This is a genomic window from Exobacillus caeni, from assembly GCF_005747095.1.
In the GTDB taxonomy this organism is placed as follows: domain Bacteria; phylum Bacillota; class Bacilli; order Bacillales; family Guptibacillaceae; genus Exobacillus; species Exobacillus caeni.
In genome coordinates this window covers 176225-197961 of the sequence record NZ_SWLG01000005.1, presented here as the reverse complement: position 1 = coordinate 197961, position 21737 = coordinate 176225, and the positions used below count along the sequence as shown (strand labels likewise).

Annotated in this window: 25 protein-coding genes; 17 read left to right on the top strand and 8 right to left on the bottom strand. The window is 40.8% G+C overall.

The features are described 5' to 3' along the window. Positions 1-52 precede the first annotated feature (52 nt). On the top strand, positions 53-364 hold the full coding sequence (locus FCL54_RS08485) for a metal-sulfur cluster assembly factor (RefSeq protein ID WP_138125604.1): 312 nt from the start codon (positions 53-55) through the stop codon (positions 362-364). A gap of 118 nt (positions 365-482) precedes the next feature. Here FCL54_RS08485 and FCL54_RS08480 read toward each other — a convergent pair whose 3' ends face one another. After that, positions 483-2168, bottom strand: coding sequence for a LysM peptidoglycan-binding domain-containing protein (locus tag FCL54_RS08480; RefSeq protein WP_171016748.1), 1686 nt, complete (start codon positions 2166-2168; stop codon positions 483-485). A 219-nt stretch (positions 2169-2387) separates the two neighbouring features. Here FCL54_RS08480 and FCL54_RS08475 point away from each other — a divergent pair, with 219 nt between their 5' ends. From FCL54_RS08475 to FCL54_RS24580, 5 genes are all read left to right on the top strand, one after another. After that, positions 2388-3653 carry a molybdopterin molybdotransferase MoeA gene (locus tag FCL54_RS08475; protein ID WP_138125314.1) on the top strand — a complete coding sequence of 422 codons (1266 nt, stop codon included), beginning with the start codon at positions 2388-2390 and terminating at the stop codon, positions 3651-3653. Then, positions 3644-4168: a molybdopterin-guanine dinucleotide biosynthesis protein B gene (mobB, locus tag FCL54_RS08470; RefSeq protein ID WP_138125312.1), complete on the top strand. Its 525-nt coding sequence runs from the start codon at positions 3644-3646 to the stop codon at positions 4166-4168. The genes FCL54_RS08475 and mobB overlap by 10 nt, the downstream gene beginning before the upstream one ends. Further along, a complete protein-coding gene (locus FCL54_RS08465; RefSeq protein ID WP_138125310.1) occupies positions 4165-4635 on the top strand; it encodes a molybdenum cofactor biosynthesis protein MoaE in 471 nt (156 codons plus the stop codon). The genes mobB and FCL54_RS08465 overlap by 4 nt, the downstream gene beginning before the upstream one ends. Continuing rightward, the gene (moaD, locus tag FCL54_RS08460) at positions 4632-4868 is read left to right on the top strand and encodes a molybdopterin converting factor subunit 1 (RefSeq protein ID WP_138125308.1); all 237 of its coding nucleotides are present in this window, start codon (positions 4632-4634) and stop codon (positions 4866-4868) included. The genes FCL54_RS08465 and moaD overlap by 4 nt, the downstream gene beginning before the upstream one ends. A gap of 318 nt (positions 4869-5186) precedes the next feature. After that, positions 5187-5312, top strand: a complete 126-nt coding sequence (locus FCL54_RS24580; RefSeq protein WP_281281357.1) for a hypothetical protein — start codon at positions 5187-5189, stop codon at positions 5310-5312. A gap of 275 nt (positions 5313-5587) precedes the next feature. Here the strand turns inward: FCL54_RS24580 and FCL54_RS08455 are convergent, their stop codons facing one another. Beyond that, positions 5588-6316, bottom strand: coding sequence for an Mrp/NBP35 family ATP-binding protein (locus FCL54_RS08455; protein ID WP_138125306.1), 729 nt, complete (start codon positions 6314-6316; stop codon positions 5588-5590). A gap of 299 nt (positions 6317-6615) precedes the next feature. On the opposite strand from FCL54_RS08455, the gene FCL54_RS08450 reads away from it, so the two are divergent. From FCL54_RS08450 to FCL54_RS08430, 5 genes are read left to right on the top strand one after another with little or no spacing between them, the layout of a single operon-like run. Further along, entirely contained in the window at positions 6616-7776 is a 1161-nt protein-coding gene (locus tag FCL54_RS08450) for a respiratory nitrate reductase subunit gamma (RefSeq protein WP_138125304.1), read from the top strand. Beyond that, positions 7777-9924: a formate dehydrogenase subunit alpha gene (gene fdhF, locus FCL54_RS08445; protein WP_138125302.1), complete on the top strand. Its 2148-nt coding sequence runs from the start codon at positions 7777-7779 to the stop codon at positions 9922-9924. Between the two features lie 21 nt (positions 9925-9945). Next, positions 9946-10488, top strand: coding sequence for a 4Fe-4S dicluster domain-containing protein (locus FCL54_RS08440; RefSeq protein WP_138125300.1), 543 nt, complete (start codon positions 9946-9948; stop codon positions 10486-10488). A 14-nt stretch (positions 10489-10502) separates the two neighbouring features. Beyond that, positions 10503-11033 (top strand): QcrA and Rieske domain-containing protein, encoded by a 531-nt coding sequence (locus FCL54_RS08435; protein ID WP_138125298.1) that lies wholly within the window; start codon positions 10503-10505, stop codon positions 11031-11033. Further along, the gene (locus tag FCL54_RS08430; RefSeq protein ID WP_138125296.1) at positions 11026-11235 is read left to right on the top strand and encodes a hypothetical protein; all 210 of its coding nucleotides are present in this window, start codon (positions 11026-11028) and stop codon (positions 11233-11235) included. Before FCL54_RS08435 ends, FCL54_RS08430 begins: the two co-directional genes overlap by 8 nt. A 101-nt stretch (positions 11236-11336) precedes the next feature. On the opposite strand, the gene FCL54_RS08425 is transcribed toward FCL54_RS08430, so the two are convergent. Both FCL54_RS08425 and FCL54_RS08420 read right to left on the bottom strand, forming a co-directional pair. Further along, complete coding sequence (locus tag FCL54_RS08425) at positions 11337-11885, bottom strand: hypothetical protein (RefSeq protein WP_138125294.1); 549 nt, start codon at positions 11883-11885, stop codon at positions 11337-11339. Positions 11886-11993: 108 nt separating this feature from the next. Beyond that, positions 11994-12695, bottom strand: a complete 702-nt coding sequence (locus FCL54_RS08420; protein ID WP_138125292.1) for a Crp/Fnr family transcriptional regulator — start codon at positions 12693-12695, stop codon at positions 11994-11996. 202 nt (positions 12696-12897) lie between these two features. On the opposite strand from FCL54_RS08420, the gene FCL54_RS08415 reads away from it, so the two are divergent. The 3 genes from FCL54_RS08415 to FCL54_RS08405 all read left to right on the top strand — a co-directional run bounded on the left by FCL54_RS08415 (position 12898) and on the right by FCL54_RS08405 (position 15400). Continuing rightward, complete coding sequence (locus tag FCL54_RS08415; RefSeq protein ID WP_138125290.1) at positions 12898-14007, top strand: TIGR04053 family radical SAM/SPASM domain-containing protein; 1110 nt, start codon at positions 12898-12900, stop codon at positions 14005-14007. Positions 14008-14120: 113 nt separating this feature from the next. Further along, on the top strand, positions 14121-14849 hold the full coding sequence (locus FCL54_RS08410) for a YwiC-like family protein (RefSeq protein ID WP_138125288.1): 729 nt from the start codon (positions 14121-14123) through the stop codon (positions 14847-14849). A gap of 11 nt (positions 14850-14860) precedes the next feature. After that, positions 14861-15400 carry a hypothetical protein gene (locus FCL54_RS08405; protein ID WP_171016747.1) on the top strand — a complete coding sequence of 180 codons (540 nt, stop codon included), beginning with the start codon at positions 14861-14863 and terminating at the stop codon, positions 15398-15400. 135 nt (positions 15401-15535) lie between these two features. Here FCL54_RS08405 and FCL54_RS08400 read toward each other — a convergent pair whose 3' ends face one another. Beyond that, positions 15536-16234 carry a Crp/Fnr family transcriptional regulator gene (locus tag FCL54_RS08400; protein ID WP_171016746.1) on the bottom strand — a complete coding sequence of 233 codons (699 nt, stop codon included), beginning with the start codon at positions 16232-16234 and terminating at the stop codon, positions 15536-15538. Positions 16235-16756: 522 nt separating this feature from the next. On the opposite strand from FCL54_RS08400, the gene FCL54_RS08395 reads away from it, so the two are divergent. Next, on the top strand, positions 16757-18103 hold the full coding sequence (locus FCL54_RS08395; protein ID WP_138125283.1) for an MFS transporter: 1347 nt from the start codon (positions 16757-16759) through the stop codon (positions 18101-18103). Between the two features lie 65 nt (positions 18104-18168). On the opposite strand, the gene FCL54_RS08390 is transcribed toward FCL54_RS08395, so the two are convergent. Continuing rightward, positions 18169-18984, bottom strand: a complete 816-nt coding sequence (locus FCL54_RS08390; RefSeq protein ID WP_138125281.1) for an undecaprenyl-diphosphate phosphatase — start codon at positions 18982-18984, stop codon at positions 18169-18171. Between the two features lie 675 nt (positions 18985-19659). Between FCL54_RS08390 and FCL54_RS08385 the strand changes: the two genes are divergently transcribed. Beyond that, complete coding sequence (locus tag FCL54_RS08385) at positions 19660-19848, top strand: YjzC family protein (RefSeq protein ID WP_138125279.1); 189 nt, start codon at positions 19660-19662, stop codon at positions 19846-19848. Positions 19849-19900: 52 nt separating this feature from the next. On the opposite strand, the gene FCL54_RS08380 is transcribed toward FCL54_RS08385, so the two are convergent. After that, complete coding sequence (locus tag FCL54_RS08380) at positions 19901-20089, bottom strand: YjzD family protein (RefSeq protein WP_138125277.1); 189 nt, start codon at positions 20087-20089, stop codon at positions 19901-19903. 127 nt (positions 20090-20216) lie between these two features. Further along, positions 20217-20678, bottom strand: a complete 462-nt coding sequence (locus FCL54_RS08375) for a TspO/MBR family protein (protein ID WP_138125602.1) — start codon at positions 20676-20678, stop codon at positions 20217-20219. A gap of 275 nt (positions 20679-20953) precedes the next feature. On the opposite strand from FCL54_RS08375, the gene FCL54_RS08370 reads away from it, so the two are divergent. Beyond that, on the top strand, positions 20954-21682 hold the full coding sequence (locus FCL54_RS08370; RefSeq protein WP_138125275.1) for an alpha/beta hydrolase family protein: 729 nt from the start codon (positions 20954-20956) through the stop codon (positions 21680-21682). Positions 21683-21737: the final 55 nt, after the last annotated feature.

Below are 21737 nucleotides of genomic sequence, written 5' to 3'. Positions count from 1 at the left end.
GTCCAATTATCGTTATAATAAGAATAGTAAAAGATTTAGAAAGGGGATTTATATGGCAGACCAGGAAACGAAAGATAAATTGATGAGTGCGCTGGAAAATGTTATCGATCCTGAACTAGGAATCGATATTGTCAATCTCGGCCTTGTCTATGATGTGGATTTGGACGAGAAGGGTAATGCTGATGTAACGATGACATTGACTGCAATGGGGTGCCCGCTTGCAGGAACTATTGTTAATGATGTGAAACGAGCTCTATCTGATGTAGAAGAAGTGAAGGATGCAGATGTGAATATTGTCTGGAATCCGCCATGGTCAAAGGATAGAATGTCTCGTTACGCAAAGATCGCGCTTGGCATTCAATAAGTGGAAAAGGAAGGGAGCTCCCTTCCTTTTTTGTATAAAAAAGCTCATCTTTTACTGGGAGAGGAGAATATTCTTCAAAGATGCTTGCCGATCATATATATTAGTAAATAAAAATACCTTATACTTCTGATTCCCCTCTGCGAACCGCTACTTCATTTTGAATCATTTCCCAGATCTTTGGATCTTCCATGCCAAGCCTCCAGAGAGCAACTCCGCGAATCCCGAGACGATCTGCCAGTGCGATTTTCGAACGGATGCTTCTTTCATCTTCATACCATACTTCATGGTTGTTCCCCTCTTCATCTGTATACTTGAAGAATGGCGTTTGTCTTTCTTCGCTGAACTGGATATCAGCATTATATTTTTCAGCTATTTTAATCGCCATATCGTAAGTCACATAAGTGTTTTTGCCTGTATCGAGATTAAAGTCAAATCCAAATACAGATACCGCGGCTACAATTTTTTCTGCAGCCATCTGTGTTTTGGCATAGGAAATTGCTTTCTCCATCCATCCGATCGTAACTGCCGGTCCAGGAGGGCTTCCCGGCCACCCGAACTCATTATAAAGCATAACAATGAACTGATCGACCGCCGCTCCTATTACATCATAATCAAATGGGTCCGAAAACGGATTGACTGGTTCATCGGATGCTCGAGATGGTACGCTGGTAGAAAAGAAGTATCCTTTTTCATCGAACACTTCACCGATCGTTTGGTACAAAAGGGATAAACGCTCAGAATCTTCAATATAAACGTCTTCGATATCGATATCAACGCCATCGAAGTTATATTTTTCAACCAGTTCTACAAGGTTCAGGGCAAAAGCTCTTCTGTTTTGTTCACTGGAAACGACTTCTTTTACCACCTGTTTATTGATGGTTGTGTCTCCCCGTTTATATAGAAGGTTATGGACAACAGGCATAGCTTTGATGTTGTTTCGGTGTGCGATACCGACCAGCGTTCTGATCTCTTGATCGGTAAATTCCCCGAACTTCTCGATTTCTGTCGGATTCGCCTGTTTGATTCGGAATAAAAATAATGCGAGCTGTGATAATTGACTCGTATGGTTCACGAATGATTGATAGGAACTGGGAAGAGATGGTCCTTCTTGCAGGGTATAGTAGCCGATAATACTTGCGATTAATGCATCTTCTCCATAAGCTTTGAAGTTTACTACTGCACTGCCGATCCAGGCCTCAGTCCCGTCATACAAAACCACCCTGTACCAGTCTCCGCGGGTTCCAATGACTCTCAGTTTTGCTCCCTTCACTAATTGCGTGATAACATTATATCCTTTGCCGGGGCCTGTTCGCACGTTGGCTACATCTACTTTCACGATGACTTCCGTATATAGCGGCACTTCGAGCTTCTGTCCCACCGATAAATCAGTTGAAGTTAAGTTATTGAGCTGCATAAAGCTCTCGACGGTCGTACCGAATTTCTGGGCTAATTGAAAGAGCGAATCGCCAGGCTGGACGGTGTACGTTGTTCGATAGTCATCAGGAAGGCGGAGCTGCTGTCCGATATATATAACATTTGAATCCAACCTGTTCGCTTCTTTTAGATTCTGGACACTGGTCCCTAATTGCTGTGCAATAAGATATAAATTATCACCTTGCATCACCGTATAACTGGAGCGGTCATTGTCCTGCGGTATAGTTAGTTGCTGCCCGACATAAATGACATTGGAAGGAATGCTGTTCACATGTTTAATACTTTCAATAGTCGTTTGAAACCGATTCGCGATTTTATATAGGCTATCCCCGGGCCTGACAGTATAAACTCTTTGACGAAGAGTTCTCATGTTATCACTCCTTACTAAATTGGGCGTCATTATAACGTATTCGGAAAGGAGACAAAACTTTCAATGAAATACTCTATTGCAAACGAGTTTCTCAAACAGGACTTCCATATCGCGTTTTGATAAAATGAGCATTAAAGTGAGTTTTGTCACAAAGGACCGGCCGATGGTTTAGTATACTAACCGAAGATGTCACTAGTAACATAACAGGAGAGGATTTGCATGGTAGAACGAAGAAAACCAATACCTATAAATGAAGCAGTAGAACGAGTGATGAAATTTTCTTTCCCTGGAACAGTGGAAACAGTATTATTGGAAGAATGTGATGATCGGTATCTGGCGGATGATTTACTAGCAGACCACGATGTTCCTCCTTTTGACCGATCGCCATATGACGGATTTGCGATTCGTGCTGTAGACTCAGTAGAAGCTTCAAGAGAAAATCCTGTAGAGCTAGAAGTCGTCGAGGAGATAGGCGCAGGAACGGTTGCAAAGAAAAGGTTGCAGACAGGGCAGGCAACCCGGATCATGACCGGTGCAGCTCTTCCAGAAGGTGCCAATGCGATCGTGATGCTTGAACTCGTGCAAGAAAGAACAGAAGGCAGTAAAAAGATTATCGTGATCAAGCGACCATTTAAACAGGGTGACAGTGTTTCGTTTAAGGGAGAAGATACAGAGAAAGGAACAGCGCTCGTTTCTAAAGGGACCAGGATTACACCGGGGGTCAAAGCGTTGCTGGCGACGTTCGGATACAATAAAGTACCTGTACACAAAAAACCGGTCGTAGGCATTTATGCCACCGGAACAGAACTTCTGGATATAGAGGAAGAACTGTCTCCTGGTAAAATCAGAAACAGCAACTCATATATGATCCAGTCTCAGATAAAAAAAGCAGGAGGCGAACCGATCTTATTTGGAAAGCTGGAAGATGATTTTGAAGTTTGTTTTCAATCGATAAAAAATGCGATCGAAAAAGTGGATTTTCTTATAACAACTGGCGGTGTATCTGTAGGAGACTTTGATTATCTGCCTGCCATTTATGAGAAGCTAGGAGCGGAAGTATTATTTAATAAGGTAGCGATGCGTCCTGGCAGTGTCACGACGGTTGCTCAATTAGACGGAAAGCTGCTGTTCGGTTTATCAGGAAATCCTTCTGCATGTTTTGTTGGTTGTGAATTATTTGTTCGCCCGATCCTGAAGTCATTTATGGGATCGATAAGAATGCACCTTCAAAAGGAACAGGCAGTTTTACAAGCAGAATTTCCTAAACCGAATCCGTTCACCCGATTGGTGCGAAGCAAGGCAACGATGTCAGACGGAAGGTTGTCTGTCAAACCGACCGGGCTGGATAAGTCAGGGGTAGTGACATCTTTAGCTGGTGCGAACGCATTAATGATGCTGCCGGGTGGAACGAGGGGTTTTCAACAGGGAGATAATGTGCATGTTCTGCTGCTTGATGAAGAAGGAAGTCCTGATACATGGGAATAGACGTCCCTGTCTTACAGGTGGTGGGCTTTCAGAACAGCGGAAAAACGACGCTTGTTGAGCAAATTGTCCGAGCATGTGCCCAGAAAGGATTCCGTGTTGGCACACTGAAGCACCATGGTCATGGAGGAAGGCTAGATCCCGTTGATCAACATAAAGATACCGGTAAACACCGGCTTGCTGGTGCAGTAATGTCCGGGGTACAGGGAGGGGACACGTTTCAAATAACGTTAGAAGATAAATCCTTTTCTGGCCCTGAAGTACTGTTGCCTTTTTATAGCAGTGCCGGCCTGGACCTGGTGATCATTGAAGGGTTTAAAAGATATAACTATCCGAAAGTAGTCTTGTTAAGAGATCGGGCAGATCTGAACCTGATAGAACAGAGCAGTGAGATTATTGCTGTAATCAGCAGGGAGAAGGACATAACGGTCAATTCTGCTGTTCCTTTTTTTACAAGCGATCAATCCGGGGAATATACCAAAAAGATTCTTTGTTGGATTGAAAGGAGAGTACAATGACAGACAAGCTATTTTTGATTACGCGAGATCCAATATCGATAGAGAAAACTGTTAAACAGGTTGTGAATAGGAATGCTGGAGCGATTAACACGTTCATCGGTACCGTTAGAGAGTTCACAAAAGGGAAACAAACATTATATCTTGAGTATGATGCCTATATTCCGATGGCAGAAAAAAAATTAGAGCAAATTGGCGAAGAAATTAAGGGGAAGTGGCCTGGAACAGAAGTTGCGATCATTCACCGGATCGGAAGGCTGGCTATTTCTGATATTGCGGTTGTGATCGCGGTTGCAACTCCTCACAGGGCAGCGAGCTATGAGGCCAGCCGATATGCCATCGAACGGATAAAAGAAATCGTACCGATCTGGAAAAAAGAACACTGGGAAGATGGAGAAGAATGGATCGGGGATCAATTAGAAAAAACGGCATATCCAACAGGTAAGCCTGAGGAGGAACACTTAAAATGATTCAAGTTTTATTATTTGCCGGGCTTCAGGAGACGTTCGGACAGCAAGAAATAAAGTGGGACAGCCTTCCCGAGACGGTAGGAGATTTGAAAGTAAAGCTGATCGAAAAACATCCTGAACTCGAAGGAGTTTCCCGTTCAATGGTGGCGGTGAATGAAGAATACGCTGAAGATAAAACAGTATTAAAAGAGAATGATACGGTAGCTTTCATTCCGCCGGTTAGCGGCGGGTGATAAGCAGAGAGGCTGGGACATAAATAAGACGGTCAAATAAAAAAACGAATGATTCAGAATCAACAAGTAAAGAATGTTAATTTTCAATAGATTTATCTTCCTTTATAGCTAGTAGGAGTGATGCAAACCGCTTCGGCAGAATACTTCGCTTTCCGCGGGCACGGCCTCAGCCTCCTCGCGGAAAAACCATCGCTTTGGTGTCTTCGGACTCGTGCTGTTCCCGCAGGATAAGGAAGGCTCCGGCAGCAAGACATCGCACGAAGAAAATGGGAAGGGAAGACTCCAACGGGAGCAATGGCATCGGTGAGACCCCGGAGTATGAAGGCGGAGGCGAACGCCCAGGGACGTATGGATTGGACTGAGCCGTATGGAGATAAAGAAAACACGACGAACGAAAGAGAGACGATGTTTCCTTATCGCAAGGAGGTGAGGGAAATCCACTAGTCTCTGTGAGCCAGAGCTAGACAGTGCGTTAGCATGAGGAGGCTCACCAGCCGCCCGTGGAAAGCGAAGTGTATTTTCGTAGCGGGTTGAGGTACCCCAGTATCGTTTTAAAAGATATATGTAGCCGATATAAAATAAACAGGAAAAATTAATTAAACAGCCAAAAGAAAAATCCGAACTGATATAAATTCTGATTAAAGAATTTTGAATCATAGTTCGGATTTTCCTTTGGCTAAAATACTTTTGTCCCAGCCTTTATAAAGGCCCCGTTCCCGCTAATCAATAATTTTTTCTGCTAATTCCATGTAGTGAGTATATAAATTACTTGTTTCCTCGTGGATAGAAGGAATAGTCCCATCTTCAGCAGGCAGTGCAAAAGGGATGGAAGCAAGCAGTCTTGTTTCCAGCTTTTCTGCTAGTGTCTTTCCGCCGCCTTTTCCGAATAGGTAATAGTTTTTTCCGCTTTCCGGTTCCCGGAAGTAGGCCATGTTTTCTACAACACCAAGAATTTCGTGCTTTGTTGAACGCGCCATCAATCCGGCTCTTTCTGCAACATGTGAAGCAGCTTCATGCGGAGTAGTAACGATGATTTCTTTGCATTCAGGCAGCATCTGGTGCATATCAAGTGCCACATCCCCTGTGCCTGGCGGAAGATCAAGAATCGTATAATCCGTTTTCCCCCAAATGACATCATTAAAAAAATGGTCCAGCATTTTACCTAGCATCGGTCCTCTCCACACGATCGGATCGTTACCTTTAGCGATCACACCCATTGACATAACGCTCACATCATGGCTTCCGATGGGAATGATTTTACCGTTCATCGTCTTCGGCTTAGAAGTAATATTCATTATCTTCGGAATGCTAAAACCGTATATATCAAGGTCGATCAAGGCGACCTTCTTATTTTTTCGGGCTAACGAGAGTGCAAGATTGACAGCAACGGTTGATTTGCCGACTCCCCCTTTTCCGCTTGTTATGGCGATTACTTCTCCAGATAACATTTAACCAGCTCCTTTATTTCTCTTTCCAACATCATTGTAAGAGAGTTCTATCCACTTGACTGTGACAAAAATCACGGACTGTTTTTAGAGTGGAATGTTCTAATAGATTTGTAATCGAATTTAAAAATCAATGTGCGAATTTCTGACGAGTCGTCCATGGTTGGCAAAACAACAAAATGTGACAGGATTGTCACCTGAAAAGATATTGTTTCCATGGTGTGATAAAGTTCACAGAGGCAGAATTTGTTACCACTTAAAATAAAAAGCAACAGTTCAGTGATGAGCAAGGAGTGGAAAGTATGAAACAGCTAGAAAGATCTTTTTATTCAAAAACGAGCATGTATTCTTTTTTTGTCATTGTATTATTGTTCTTCTCCATGTGGATAGGAACAAGCCAGTTTAAACATATTGATATGGCTCTTATCGGTTATATGATTTCATCGTTTATATTTGCTATCGGGCTTACCGTCAGAATGTGTTCCTGGTTGATCAGGCCGGCAACACACCAGGTGATAAAAAGAAGCTTTAAAAACCTAAAAACAAAAGAAAGAAAAAAGCGCAACATTAAATCGATTGCAACAACAGCATTCGAAAACATTGTTTTACAAAAATTTATTTTTAAAAGAGGACTCTACAGAGGTATACAGCACTTTTTAATTGCATGGGGATGCATCGGTTCATTCGCGATTACATTTGGCCTTACCTTTGGATGGATGCACTTTGATTTGATTGACCCTGACACTTATCAAATCATCGTGATGGGAATACCGACTATTATAATGCCAGCACATGGGATTTTTGCAGAGATGGTTTACAACGGTCTTAATATTACAGCCCTCATGGTTCTGGTTGGTGTCATCATGGCGATCACCAGGAGGATTAGAAGTAAAGACGTTAAGGTGACGCAGCGTGTGGAGTTCGACTTGTTTCCTTTGTATCTTCTGTTAGCTGTTACAGGAACGGGGCTATTGCTTACGGTTCTTTATACCTTTTTGGAAGGCTGGATGCACCCATACATGTCACTCGTACACCAGGTAACTGTTGTTGTTCTTTTAATCTACTTTCCGTTCGGGAAACTTTTCCATCTTCCGATTCGGCCGCTTGCTACAGCAGTTCCGCTGAACTATCAGGAGACAGTTAAAGTGGATACAAGAGCATGCTTGAAATGTAACACACCATACAGCAGTGATGACCAGATTGAAGATGTAAAGGGCATTCTAGGAGCGCAGGCGTTTGATTTGAAACTTGCAGACGGATCTTACCTTTCTGATTATTGCCCGGCATGCAGAAGAAGAATCCGTGTTATGAAACAACTGAACATGGAAGCTCCTCTCGGCAATCCATATGATCCGGTTCAAACACGGAACGGAATTCACATCTCAGGATTTGGCAAAAAGAGACAAGACGAATTTTATAATAAAGCAACTAAATCAGACTCAAAACAAGAGGAGAGAGTTTAGATGTCAGAATTTGTAGTAAAACCAGGTGTAAAGAACTTAGTCCATGATGATGAAAAACTCGTCACTACTCATTGCAGTTATTGTGGAATGCAATGCGGGATGCATATACGTGTTCATAAAAAAACAGGGAAAATAATGGGGGTAGAACCTCGATATGATTGGCCGGTAACGATGGGGAAAATGTGTCCGAAAGGAGTTACCGCTTACCAGCAAGTACAGCATCCCGATAGAATTAAACGCCCTCTGATCAAAAAGAACGGAAAATTCGTGGAGTCGAGCTGGAAGGAAGCGTTAGATTTAATCGAAACAAAGTTTAAAGAACTTCAATCAAAATATGGAAAGGATTCGCTATCTGTCTTTGGAGGCGTATCGATGACAAATGAAAAATGTTATCTTGTCGGTAAATATGCCCGGGTAGCGCTTGGAACGAGATACATTGATTATAACGGACGTTTCTGTATGAGTTCTGCGGCAGGAGGTTTTATTAAAACATTTGGTATCGATCGGGGTTCTACACTGCCGTGGCCAGAACTCGAACATAGTGACTGCTTCTTCATGGCAGGATCGAACACTGCGGAATGTCACCCTACAAGCATTCAATGGTTCTGGAAAGCGAAGGATAAAGGCGCAAAAATGATCGTTGTAGATCCGAGGGAAACACCCACTGCAAGAGTAGCTGATGTTCACCTTGATCTTAAGCCTGGAACTGATTCTGCGCTAGCAAATGGAATGATGCACCTTATCATCCGTGAAGGATATGTCGACGAGGATTATGTAAGGGAAAGATGCAACAACTATGAAGAACTAAAAGAAGCAGTGAAGTTGTTCACGCCGGAGTATACATCAGAGATAACCGGTGTAGCAGTTGAAAAAATCGTTAAAGCGGCCCATATTTACGGACGTTCCCCTCGTTCTGTCGTTATGTTCGCTCGGGGCGTTGAGCAGCAGTCAAAAGGGGTAGACAATGTTGCGTTATACAGCTCGATGGCACTTCTTAGAGGTCAGGTGGGCAAGTTTGCATCCGGTGTTGCGACATTCACAGGACAGGGCAATGGACAGGGTGGACGCGAGCACGGGCAAAAAGCAGACCTGCTGCCAGGATACCGAAAGTTAACAGACCCTGAAGCAGTAAAATATATTTCAAGCGTCTGGGGGATTAATCCTGAAGATATGCCAAAACCAGGTGTGTCAGCATATGAGATGTTCGATGAAATCCAGAACGGCAATATTCGAGCAATGCATGTCATTTGCAGTAACCCTGCAGTTTCTGCACCAAATACGGAACATATCTGGTCAGGCTTCCGAAAACTTGATTTTCTGGTTGTAAGTGACTTTTTCTTATCGGAAACGGCTGAGTTTGCAGATGTAGTGCTTCCTGCAACGTCCTGGGCAGAAGACGAAGGTACAACAACCAATCTTGAAGGACGTGTGATCCGTATTCGAAAAGTTATTGAGCCTGTTGGCGAATCTAAGCCGGACTGGTTGATCATGAAAGAAATTGCAGAGCGAATGGGCAAAGGAAAACACTTTAACTATGATAATCCTGGTGAAATCTTCGAGGAGCTGAGAATAGCTTCCAAAGGAGGCAAAGCGGATTACTCAGGAATCACGTACGATAGGATTGTGAAAGAAGACGGCGTATTTTGGCCTTGTCCGTCAGAAGATCACCCGGGAACACCGACCATGTTCAAGGAACGATTCGATACACCGGATGGAAAGGCGAATCTAGCTGTAGTCAATTGGAAGCCGGCAGGAGAATATCCAACCGAGGACTTCCCGCACATCCTGACAACAGGAAGGGTAGTATACCACTATTTATCCGGAAACCAGACACGGAGAATCGATTTCTTAATGGAACAATGTCCGGTTCCTTATGCAGAAATGCACCCTGAACTTGCGAGTCAGTATAATCTATCGAGTGGCGATTACGTAAGATTAACAACAAGAAGATCTGCGATGGACCTCGAAGTTCGTATAACTAAGGCGATTCGTAACGATACCGTATTCGTACCCTACCACTGGGGGAAAGAACTGGCAGTCAACCAGTTGACAAACCCTTGCCTTGATCCGGTTTCTAGAATGCCAGAATTTAAAGTCTGTGCTGTGAAAATGCAAAAAACAGCTGCTCCAGAAGCTTCTTTGAAATAAAGACTGAGAGGATGTTCCCAAATGAATAAAATAATGTATCTTGAATTTGAACGCTGTATCGGCTGCCGCGCTTGTTTAGCGGCATGCCGGGAATGCGGCGGCCATGATGCAAAAGAAAGAAACTATGTCGAATATGTCGATTTTATGGAGAGCAGACAAACGTATCCTATGCTATGTATGCAATGTAAGGATCCTGCCTGTGCAAGAGTATGCCCTGCGAATGCGATTCAAATTACGGAAGAAGGGGTAGTATTATCTGCGATGGAAGAAAAATGCATCGGATGCAGAAACTGTACATTCGGTTGCCCGTTTGGTATTCCGAAATTTGATTTTGAAGAAAATAAAATGTACAAATGCGATATGTGTTATGACCGTTCAAAACACGATATTGCTCCGATGTGTGCTTCTGTTTGTCCGAGTGAAGCTATCCGGTTTATCGATTTTGATGAGATGCAGGAACTAAGAAGAAAAAGAACGCAAATGAACTTAATTGAAGGCAAGAAACCTGCTGAGCATGACAAATGGCAGTATGTCCCGGAATTCTTTGGTGTTTACTCTGATTAAGAAGGTGTTTAGCTATGACTGATAAAAAGAAGTATAAAAGAAATCAAAAAGATTCAAACGATGATATGATCAACCTTGTCGATAATCTTAATCGGGATGACGATGTTAAGTATAACCGGAGAGCTTTCCTGAAGTCAGCTGTAGGTGCCTCTGTTGCACTTGGCCTTGCTACACTCCCTTTTTCTGTAAAGGCGATGCTGGAGTCTGATGAAGAAGAAGAAGCGTTTAAAATCGTATCACTGGATAAGGTGCCAAAAGGATCATCGTATAACTTTGCCTATCCAACTGAAGCGGATACAGCACTTCTTATTCATACTGAAGAAGGCGAAATCAAAGCCTATAACAATAAATGTACCCACTTACAATGCCCGGTTTTCTATGAAAAAGAAGAAAATGTTCTATTATGCCCGTGCCATAAAGGATACTTTAGTGTGGAAAACGGACACCCGACTGCAGGACCGCCACAGCGTGAACTGCCTTTAATCAAAACAGAAATCCGAAATGGAGTCGTTTACGCAGTAGGAAGGAAAGTTCGCCATGGGTAAAACCGTGTATTGGGCTGTAATCTTTTTAACATTAATAGTAAACGTTGTTGCCCTGCATCACACTGTTGAAGCGTACTTTGGACGGGAACATGAAGAAGTGTTTGTTTATACCATTGTGGGTGTTATATCTTCCATTATATGTTTTGTAGCATACTTGATGTGGAGAAAAGCAGAATATAAGAAAGCCGATAATCATAACTGATTAGCGGCTTTTTTGCGTCTAGGAGAGATATCTTTGTTGAAGAGAAAGAGTTTATGATTGAAAAAGAAAAGAACGAATTGCTATGTGCTATGAATAACTTTTTAAAACTCACCAGTCGCTTCGATCTTTAATTCCTGGCCGTTAAACTTTTTTTCTCCAAAAACGGTGATTAAGGTGCAGCTTTTAACTATAAAAGAATCACTTGAATTGCCTTCCCTCTCATAATCTACGAGAATGCCTTCATGGAACAGTTCATTGCCGTTATAAACCTTAACCTTCTGGCCCTTCATCGAATTGTGCCTGGCTTCGTTTAAGAACACAGTCCATTTGTCCCAGTTAGTAAGAATGCATGCCTTTTCGCCGTTGCTTAGATAACCGAGCAATGCTTCAGAATCATCGATCTCTGCACCAGTTTCCGCCTGCAATTCTTTTAAAATAGTATGCACTTTTTCATAAGATTCCATATCAAAACTTCCTGAAAAAGAAAACGTTACTTTATATTCTGGCAGGTTGACATCTGCTTCCATTAACGTCATCCTGTCCTCATCCTGAAGTCGGAACTTTTCGTTGTTTAATTGGTACATGCCTATTTTTCTCAAAAAATAGTGAATGTGAGACTTGTCTTTTATATAAAAGTGAGCTTTAAGCATAAGAAACCTCCTGTTAAAATCTTTTTCAGTAACAGTTTAACAGGAATGCAGTTATGGGAATGTGCTGAATGTCACACCGGCGATAGACAGGGGGAAGTGATCCGCGCGTCACAGTTCGTACATTAATTCTTCTTTTATATCCTCTTCCATAACCTCAATAAAGCCTTTCTCTGAGATGTTCACCAGTTTTTTCTTTTTTAACTGAGTGAGCGTTCGGCTGACAGTTTCACGTGATGTTCCGATCATGTTAGCAAGTTCTTTATTTGTAAAATGGGTATTGAGGACCGTGACACCCTTCTCAGAAGTACTACCGTACAGCTTGCACAATCGTAAGAGCAAAGAAAGTATTTGTTCATAGGTGTTTTGCATAATTTGCTCTTCGAGTCGATGCTGGAGATCGATAATCTTTTCTCCCATCACTCTAAAGAGTTTCATACATACCTCCGGGTTTTCTAGTAGAATTTTTTCAAAGTCTGCTACCGGTATCACTATCATTGTGGATGGCTCTACAACTTCAGCATGTGCCGGGTAGTCTCCTTTTCGAAAAAATCCCGCATGCGGAAACATTTCCCCGTCTTGAAGAATAGAGACAATTTGTTCTTTACCGGTCGAATCGGTTTTATAAATTTTTACTTTGCCTGAAATGATGAAGAATACCCGGTCAAGCGGATCACCCTGCATAAAAACAAGCATTCGCTGCCGGTATTTTCTGGTAAGGGCAATATGTGTTATCTTATCGATTTCATCCTCTGTAAGTTCTTTGAATAAAGGGATCTTTTTTAAGTGTGTGTTAAGGGAGTATTCTGGCATAGTTCCCACTCCTAACTTTAACCATAAATTTTATATTGAACATTTTTTCATTCCTACTATTATTCTATCGGAAAAGCTATAGAAATATTGTGACAAATGTTACACACTTTGCTGCTTAAATCTAATTTTGAAAGTGTGACAACCCTCACTTAAAGAAAAGCTCATTTAAGCTACACTTTCTATGTGAAGGAGGGAACCAGCAATGATCAGAGATTATAATGAAAATCCATTTATTGTAATATGGGAGGTCACAAGAGCCTGTGAATTAAAATGTTTGCATTGCCGAGCAGAAGCACAACATCACCGTCACCCGCTTGAGCTTTCGACAGAAGAGGGAAAACAGTTGATCGATCAGATATATGAAATGGATAACCCGCTGTTCGTTTTTACTGGCGGAGATCCATTGATGCGGCCAGACTTATATGAGATTGCGGAATATGCAATAAAAAAGGGAGTGCGTGTTTCTATGACACCAAGCGCCACTCCTTTAGTCACAAAAGAAGCGATTCAAAAGGCAAAAGAGATCGGACTATCACGCTGGGCTTTCAGCCTTGATGGTCCCAACGCTAAAATACACGATCATTTCCGGGGAACGAGTGGTTCGTTCGATCTCACTATGAATGCGATCAATTATTTGAATGAACTGGAAATCCCGATCCAGATTAACACAACCGTATCAAATTATAACCTGGATCATCTTGATGAAATGGCGGTACTTGTTGAAAAGCTAAATGCTGTTTTGTGGAGTGTCTTTTTCCTCGTTCCTACAGGAAGAGGAAAGGAGACCGATATTATTTCACCAGAGCAGCATGAGGAAGTGTTGCACTGGCTCTATGATATTAGCAAAAGGGCTCCTTTTGATATTAAAACTACTGAAGCTCATCACTATAGAAGGGTCATTTTACAGCAATCGAAGAAAGAGAAACGCAATCAGAAAAGGGTTGCTAATCCGCTGACAGGCAGAATTCCTGATCATTCAGCAGCCCTTGGGCGTGCTCCATCAGGCATACGGGATGGCAACGGATTTGTGTTTATCTCACATATCGGAGAAGTGTATCCAAGCGGATTTTTGCCGATTAAATGCGGAAATATCCGAAAAACCCCGCTTGCTGAGATTTACAGAAACCATCCTGTATTTAAAGAACTTCGCAATCCGGATGCATATAAAGGGAAATGCGGGGTTTGTGAGTTCAGGAATATTTGCGGAGGGTCTCGTGCAAGAGCATACGCAGTGACCGGTGATTATATGGAAAGTGAACCATACTGCACTTATATCCCAAAACATTATAAAAAACAACAGCTCGTTACATGACATTGTCAGAAGCACAACATTACTCTTTTTTGTTTCATGTGAGAAAAGTCACAACCAAATGAAATTACCTGGTGTACAATCATGTCAGAATCATAAAAGAGTGGGTGATAATAGTGAAAAGACTTCTTCTCCCAAAGCAACATGGTGCATGGGTGATGCTCGGATTGCCATATTTAATAGGCATGATCGCGGGTGGACCAAAGTGGATCCATATTCCATTGTTTTTAGGCTGGCTGTTTCTTTATCTAGCATCCTATCCTATTATGATGTATTTAAAAAAGAAACGTAGCAGGGAACAATATTTAAAGTGGATTGGCATTTATATGAGTCTCGCCATTTTATTTGTAAGCTTGCCATTGTTTTTATATGTAAAGTTATTGTTGTTATCTCTTTTTTTACTTCCGTTACTTATTGTTAATATGTTTTATGCAAGGCAAAACAATGAACGTGCTTTTTTAAATGATATAAGCGCTATAGCCGGTCTATGCCTTGGTGGCCCTGCAAGCTATTTTGTGGGTACCCAGCAATGGGATGAAAAAGCAGTTTTGATCTGGATATCCTCCGTCTTATTCTTTATGGGTAGTGTGTTTTTTGTAAAAACGATGATCAGGGAAAAGAAAAATCCAAAATTCAAATTGTACTCCTGGGGATACCATTCTGCTCTTCCGGTAGGAATAGCCGGTGCAGGATTTCTTCCTCTTTCACTGGCATATCTTCCAAGTATGGCAAGAGCGATTATTTTTTATGGAAAGCCGCTAAAGCCAAAGCATATAGCGGTTGTAGAATTTACTAACTCTGCTTACTTTTTAATTTTTATGACGGTACTAATACGTTTTATATGAGGTAGATAAAAATGCTAACCGAACAAGATTACTGTTTTGATTGTATGGATGATCATCGGCCTTTTGAAAATCTGTCATCTTATTACGATTCATTAAAGAAGCTCCGGATTAAATTGTGCGCTTTTATGCGGTCGTTACATTACGCCGAGAAACGGAACTGGGAAAGTATGTCTACAGTCTTACTCGAATTAACCGCTTTGCAAAGAGACTTGCTTGTCCACAACGTAAAAGAAGAAAGTGGGCTGCGATTCGTTGAACAGGAAGGTCTGAAGAAAATGGTCGAAGTTTTAATCAGCGATCAACGGTCTATTTTACAGTCATCAGACACCCTTTTGCTTGAAGGAAACATAGTGGACTCTGCAATTGGAAAGGAATCGTTGTTCCTAAACCTGTTTATTGAGAAATCATGGGTATTCATCGAAAGTTTAAGGGAATATCTTTACAAAGAAAGAAAAGTGTTTTTGCCGCTCATTGATAAAAACTTTTCAAATGAACAAAAAGAAAAATGGAACACGCTTTTTTTAAAAAGAACCCGATCTAAAAACGAATGATTCAGTCAATATTAATGAACAATGAAGCTTACGATAACAGTCTAAAAGAAAAATCCGAACCCATTCTAATTCTGATTAAAGAATTTTGAATGATAGTTCGGATTTTTCTTTGGCTAAAATATTTTTGTGCCTGCCTCATATTCTGCATATTGCAATCGGACAGTCATCACAATCGATTGTTTCTTTTAAAAATTGCAGGTTATGAATCGTTATAAATCCATCCTTCATGCTTATAACATTGATCTTCTTCAATTCGCTTAGCATCCTGTTAACACTTTCCCTGGCGATTCCGCAAAAATTTCCGAGTTCCTGATTTGTTAAAGGAAGATTGATAAAAACATCGCCATTTTCTCTCGGAACGCCATAAGAATTAGACATGCGAATCAAGGTGGAGTAAAGCGCTCCTTTTTTCCCATGCAATAAAAGATCTCGAAACTTTGATTGGGTTTTACGAAAATGCTCACCCATGAATTTCATAAAAGAAGTAGCCATCTTTCCGTCCTGGACAAGCTGGGTTTCTACTGCCTCCTGCTTCACGACTCCTACTGTACAGTCCTCAATTACCCACGCACTAGAAGAGTAAGTAATATTACCTGAAAAAAGCGCAAGTTCCCCAATAATATCTCCTGGGGTTGCGATTTGAAGGGTCAGCTCTTTGCCATCAGGCGTTATTTTATTAACTTTTACTTTACCTGATTTTATAATATATAGTTTTTCCGCTTCCATTCCATCTAGAAATACGGGGTTATCATTGTGTATATGCTCTTCGGTTGCAAAGGATAATAACCAGTTTTTAAAATCCTCTGAGGAATCAAAATGCCATTTATTCCCCATTATCATCACCACACTCCATTGTGTTGGATATTATTCTACCAGTATATGGACGAATAAACAACGTCAAGCATCCTTTTCCTTATTTTTACTATTCCTTTTCTCTGCACAACTAAAACATAAAACTTTTCCCCCCTGTAACACGATCCCATTCAGGAAGCCATTTTCGCAATAAATATTTTTTTGGCAAATCTCGCACTGATTTACAAATTCCTTCAAGCCTTATCCCCCCAAAAAATAAAATCTTTCCTTATACACTTCATCAAAGCATCCGTCTATCCTTTTTATATTATGAAGAAATTGAATTCGATTTCCGTTGTTTTTATTCCTTAAAACTGGTTTTGTCAAGTTTGTGAACTTGAGCTTTTTATTAAAAAATTACGAGTCTTTACGTGAGTTTCATCACATTTTTAAAAGCCAAATCTATTTAAGATAGTGTTAATCGATAAGCGTTATCGATAAAGGGAAGATCAGCCAAAGTTTAGCGTAATAGAAACAGTTTAATAAATATTAGGAGGAATTATCATGGGGCATGCATTAAGGAAAACAATAAGTGAGAAGGGTATCCGGCAAAGAATTCAACAGTGGAATCCAGAAGATCAAGTGTTTTGGGAAACAGAAGGAAGGATTCATGCAAAACGTAATTTGTGGATTTCGGTATTCTCATTAATGGTGGCGTTTGTTGTTTGGCAAATCTGGTCTGTGACAGCAGTTCGATTAAATGATGTCGGGTTTGCGTTTAGTAAAAGTGAGTTGTTTACACTTGCAGCTTTGCCTGGATTGGTCGGTGCAACATTCCGCATTTTCTTTACATTTATGCCTGGGATTGTAGGGGGGCGCAACTGGACGGTAATTAGTACTGGAGCATTAGTGCTTCCGGCTATAGGGATTGGTATAGCTGTACAAAATCCTGAAACATCATTTTTAACAATGGCTGTACTTGCTGGGCTTTGCGGAATAGGAGGCGGAAACTTTTCTTCTTCAATGGCCAACATCAGCCCCTTCTTTCCAAAAAAAGAAAAAGGAACAGCAAACGGTATTAACGCAGGATTAGGAAATCTTGGTGTAAGTGTTGTTCAATTCGTCACACCGATCGTTATCATGGTTCCATGGCTTGGAATGGCAACAGGCGGATCTCAAACAATGAAAGACGGAACAAAAATCTTCCTTCAAAATGCAGCGTTTGTATGGGTGATCCCGATTGCATTACTAACAATAATCGCATTTTTTGGAATGGATAACCTGCCGGGCACGAAACAATCATTTAAAGAACAGTCTGTTATGTTTAAGGAAAAACACACATGGATTATGACTTGGTTATATACAATGTGTTTTGGTTCTTTCATAGGATATGCAGCAGCTTTTCCTTTATTGATTAACTCTGAGTTTCCTGAAACCAATGCCGTAGGGCTGGCTTTTCTTGGACCCCTTGTTGGAGCATCTGTAAGACCTCTGGGGGGATGGCTTTCTGATAAAGTTGGAAGCGGAGCCAGAGTAACATTCTGGGATATTATTGTGATGATCAGTGCAACCGCTGGAGTAGTTTACTTCTTGAACGCACATAATTTTACTGGCTTTCTGATTATGTTCATCATTTTATTCTTTACAACAGGAATTGCGAATGGCTCTACGTTCAGAATGATTCCGTATATCTTTGATGGCGAAAAGGCAAAGCTATCAGCACCTGTGTTAGGGTTCACGGCTGCGATTGCTGCATATGGAGCTTTCTTTATACCAAAATTATTCGGTTGGTCAATCGACAACACAGGCTCAGCAAACTTTGCATTATATCTATTTCTTGGCTATTATGCCGTTAGTTTAGCTGTCTGCTGGTATTGGTATGCCAGGAAAAATGCAAAAGTAAAATGTTAAAGCAAATAAAAAAAACAGGCTGGTTAGAAAACCAGCCTGTTTTACTTAAAATTAGGTTAGGATTATCATCCCAGAAAGAAAAAGACAAGCGGTCCGACGATAAAGCAGTAATAAGCAAAATATTTCAGGTTTCCTTCCGCCATAATATTCATTAACCATTTTAGCGAGAAGTAAGAAGAGATCAAAGATAACATAAAGGCAATCATATAAGGAACAAACAGATCAGAAAAGTTAGGGTCATTTATAATATCGCTTGCTCCAAGCAGCATGGTTCCGACACTGACAGGAATATAAAGCAAGAAAGAGAATCGAAGAGCTGTCTCCTGTTTCATTCCAAGAGACATCGCAGCTACAATCGTTGCACCTGAACGGCTGATTCCCGGAATTAACGCAACAGCCTGACCGAAACCTACGATCAATGCATCCTTGAAGGAAAGCCTCTCTTCATTTTTTCGTCCTTTCATATTACGGATATACCATAGAGCTAGACCCGTTATAACGAGTGTACCTCCAACAACCTTCATACCGGTTAAGTTTTCTTCAATATAATCTCCGAATAAAATGCCAAGAACTCCGGCAGGAATAGTTCCGATGATAAGGTAAACAATGAACATAAATTCGCTTTTAGATTCCGGGTTCCGATTTGTCACATAGCTGAATCCATTTACGGTAAGCCGGATTAAATCGCTTCTATAAATCAGCAATACGGCAAGTAACGAAGCGAAGTTCATCAGCACTGAAAAACTTAATCCCTCTATCTTTAAATCAAACAATCTTTCCGCAATTTCTAAGTGTCCGCTTGAAGAAATTGGGATCGGTTCTGTAAATCCTTGTAATAGTCCAAGAAAAGCGTACTTGAGTAGTTCAAATAGTTCTTCCATTTAAATATCCTCCAGAGAGATAATTTCGGCAAAGCACATATGTCTCATTAAACAACAAGCTAATTACCTTGTAAAGATGAATTTTATATTATTAATAAATTGACACAAAGCTAGCAAGGTGGGACATGCTTTTCATTAGGATCTTTTCGCATGCTTTGTTGCTTAATAAGCTTCACAGTTGAGATGAACTGCGACATAACGGATAAACGCTACGGAAATACACTACGCTTTCCGCGGGCTCGCGCTGAGCCTCCTCACTCACACAAAACGCTCCTTGCGGGGTCTCAACGTCTTCCTTGTACTGCGGGAAGAGCAACAGCTGAATATCCCGCATTGTTGAAAGGTGGAGGCGAACGCCAAGAGACGTATGGATTGGACTGAACCGCATGGAGATAAGGAACAACGCCGAACGAAAGAGGTCATGTTGACTTATCGCAAGGAGGTGAGGGAAATCCACTAGTCTCTGTGAGCCGGAACTAAACAGGCGGTTTTTGCTGACGAGGAAGCTAAGCGTGGCCATGAAAGCGAACTGCCCGGAGTGGAAATCAATCTTGCAATTGCGGCACAGTTTATCGCTCTTGTGCAAGAACAACAATCCTTTATAAAACAGCCTTCATGAAAGAGAATTGTTGAGGAGATAATAGCAAATGAATAACTTAAGAAAGGAGAGTTTATATGGGTGGAGAGAACAGACAATATAATCCTGGCCAAAAAGTTCCGAATAACGGTGTATATATTGAAATAGGAGAAACAGGTAGCATGGTTCAAGACCCGCAGCAGGTGGAATTAAAAGCCGGAGAACACTTCCCGGAGTGCAGTAATCATAACCGAAAATGGTCAAGAAAACCTAAGCCGCATCATTAAAATTTCTTCTAAAACAAGAACAAGCGACCTCACTTAAGGTCGCTTGTTTCTTTTAATGTTGATCTGCGGAAGAATCAGAACCGATCATTCCATCACCAAGTATGAAAACAATTACGGCAAATACAATTCCGAATAGGGATGCTGTAGAGAAGTGGTATTCTCCGCCCTGCATGGAAGCAAGAACATAAAATACCATATTACTTAGCAATAGTCCCCAGATTAATGCCCAAATGTAACGCAATCTTTTCACCTCATTTTGAATACGGATTCATACGTCATAATAATATCATAAAAATAAAGGTTGTAGGAATGGTTATCCTTATTTTAGTCAAACATTATTCATTTGATGTTCTTTGCTTTATTTATCATTAATTCAGCGTATAGATCTTCCATGCCAAAAAGGTTGCAAAAGCACCCCATAGTAAGTAAGGAACTAATAGCCAGCTCGAAAACTTTGAATACTTATTTGACAGAAAAGTGAGAGCAAGGGTGGTTACAGTTAACAGAAATGCGTCTAAAAAAGATAAGAATAAATTCTTCATTTGGAACTGAAAGAAGCTAAAAGCCTGGTTGAGCAAATAATTTAATGACAGTAAAGACAAATAATCGCTATTTTGCCTTCCGAAACCCGCTCTATTAAAAACAATAGCAACTGACAGAGAAATGAAAAAGTAAAGCACTGCCCATACAACTCCAATAAACATGCCGGAAGGAGTCCATACTGGCTTATTTAATGCCTGGTACCAATCCTGGTCAACAGGGAACAAAAATCCTGACAGCGTAAATAGTCCGTAGGTGACAATAAATACAACAATGGTTGATTTTTTAATCGACTTCACCCCCGCAAAGCATATCTTCATGTTTGTTGAATACCCTTTGGAACTGTTAATTATGCAATCCATCATGTTTTAATTACTCTTACATACATATGTAAAAAAGAGATGTGGTTATTTCGGGTTGAAGGAAAGAATTTATGAGATTAGAAAAGAGAAACATCATATTGCAGTACAAATGAAGGAATATAAAGGAATGTAGGCTGGTTCCCCTTTCTTATCTTTCGTAATCGCATAGAGTATACAAGAATAATAAAAGGCGAGGGGAGAGCATGGGCATACGTGAACGTTATTTGTCTTTAGATAAAGAGTGGAATATTATTCACCTTCCTGAGCAGCCAAATGGGTTTAGTGTTTTTATACTCGGTGATATTAACCACTTTGTCGACCAGAAAACCAGTTTTTGGATACAAAACCATTATCGATATGGGATTATAAAAGACCTTCTTAATAAAGGGTATACTGTTTTTTATTCTAATTTGTACGGACGAAACTGGGGATCACCAAAAGCAATTGAACTTGCAAAAAAACTATATCAGATCATCATGAGACAGGAAACTTTAAATTACCGGATTCATATTCTTGCAGAGGGGATGGGGGCATTAACAGCTCTTCACCTAATGGAGGATATGCCAGAAAGTATCCGTTCTGCTGTATTTATTAATCCATGCCTTGATCTAAACAAACATATAAAACAAGAACAGGAGAACAAGTTATTTTATAAACGGCTTTTAAAAGAAATAAGCGAAGCATATGAAGTGACGAATGAACAGCTGCGATCGATCATCTTAGAAATGAAACCTATAGAGCCAGTGGAAAGACCGGTAAAAATATGGCACAAACCGTCACGATCACTTTTTTCATTATCACAAAGCAGGAATTTTGAAGAGTTCAGAAAAAAAGCAGGTTCTCCAATCGAGCTTTCATTGATCTCAGAACAGCGTAACACGATAGGGAAAGCAATCTCCCGTTTTTATGGATCTCATGAAAAGAAATTATAATGAAGTTACATTAAACGAGGGAGTTAGCATTATTGTAAAAGACTCTTTTCACATA

Coding starts and splice junctions, on each gene's coding strand:
- fdhF (WP_138125302.1), top strand. CDS start 7,777: ATGTCAGAATTTGTAGTAAAACCAGGTGTAAAGAACTTAGTCCATGAT.
- FCL54_RS24580 (WP_281281357.1), top strand. CDS start 5,187: ATGAAGGCGGAGGCGAACGCCCAGGGACGTATGGATTGGACTGAGCCG.
- FCL54_RS08425 (WP_138125294.1), bottom strand. CDS start 11,885: ATGCTTAAAGCTCACTTTTATATAAAAGACAAGTCTCACATTCACTAT.
- FCL54_RS08440 (WP_138125300.1), top strand. CDS start 9,946: ATGAATAAAATAATGTATCTTGAATTTGAACGCTGTATCGGCTGCCGC.
- FCL54_RS08475 (WP_138125314.1), top strand. CDS start 2,388: ATGGTAGAACGAAGAAAACCAATACCTATAAATGAAGCAGTAGAACGA.
- FCL54_RS08395 (WP_138125283.1), top strand. CDS start 16,757: ATGGGGCATGCATTAAGGAAAACAATAAGTGAGAAGGGTATCCGGCAA.
- FCL54_RS08390 (WP_138125281.1), bottom strand. CDS start 18,984: ATGGAAGAACTATTTGAACTACTCAAGTACGCTTTTCTTGGACTATTA.
- FCL54_RS08385 (WP_138125279.1), top strand. CDS start 19,660: ATGGGTGGAGAGAACAGACAATATAATCCTGGCCAAAAAGTTCCGAAT.
- FCL54_RS08485 (WP_138125604.1), top strand. CDS start 53: ATGGCAGACCAGGAAACGAAAGATAAATTGATGAGTGCGCTGGAAAAT.
- FCL54_RS08415 (WP_138125290.1), top strand. CDS start 12,898: ATGATCAGAGATTATAATGAAAATCCATTTATTGTAATATGGGAGGTC.
- FCL54_RS08405 (WP_171016747.1), top strand. CDS start 14,861: ATGCTAACCGAACAAGATTACTGTTTTGATTGTATGGATGATCATCGG.
- FCL54_RS08420 (WP_138125292.1), bottom strand. CDS start 12,695: ATGCCAGAATACTCCCTTAACACACACTTAAAAAAGATCCCTTTATTC.
- FCL54_RS08430 (WP_138125296.1), top strand. CDS start 11,026: ATGGGTAAAACCGTGTATTGGGCTGTAATCTTTTTAACATTAATAGTA.
- moaD (WP_138125308.1), top strand. CDS start 4,632: ATGATTCAAGTTTTATTATTTGCCGGGCTTCAGGAGACGTTCGGACAG.
- FCL54_RS08400 (WP_171016746.1), bottom strand. CDS start 16,234: ATGGGGAATAAATGGCATTTTGATTCCTCAGAGGATTTTAAAAACTGG.
- FCL54_RS08370 (WP_138125275.1), top strand. CDS start 20,954: ATGGGCATACGTGAACGTTATTTGTCTTTAGATAAAGAGTGGAATATT.
- FCL54_RS08465 (WP_138125310.1), top strand. CDS start 4,165: ATGACAGACAAGCTATTTTTGATTACGCGAGATCCAATATCGATAGAG.
- FCL54_RS08455 (WP_138125306.1), bottom strand. CDS start 6,316: ATGTTATCTGGAGAAGTAATCGCCATAACAAGCGGAAAAGGGGGAGTC.
- FCL54_RS08450 (WP_138125304.1), top strand. CDS start 6,616: ATGAAACAGCTAGAAAGATCTTTTTATTCAAAAACGAGCATGTATTCT.
- mobB (WP_138125312.1), top strand. CDS start 3,644: ATGGGAATAGACGTCCCTGTCTTACAGGTGGTGGGCTTTCAGAACAGC.
- FCL54_RS08435 (WP_138125298.1), top strand. CDS start 10,503: ATGACTGATAAAAAGAAGTATAAAAGAAATCAAAAAGATTCAAACGAT.
- FCL54_RS08480 (WP_171016748.1), bottom strand. CDS start 2,168: ATGAGAACTCTTCGTCAAAGAGTTTATACTGTCAGGCCCGGGGATAGC.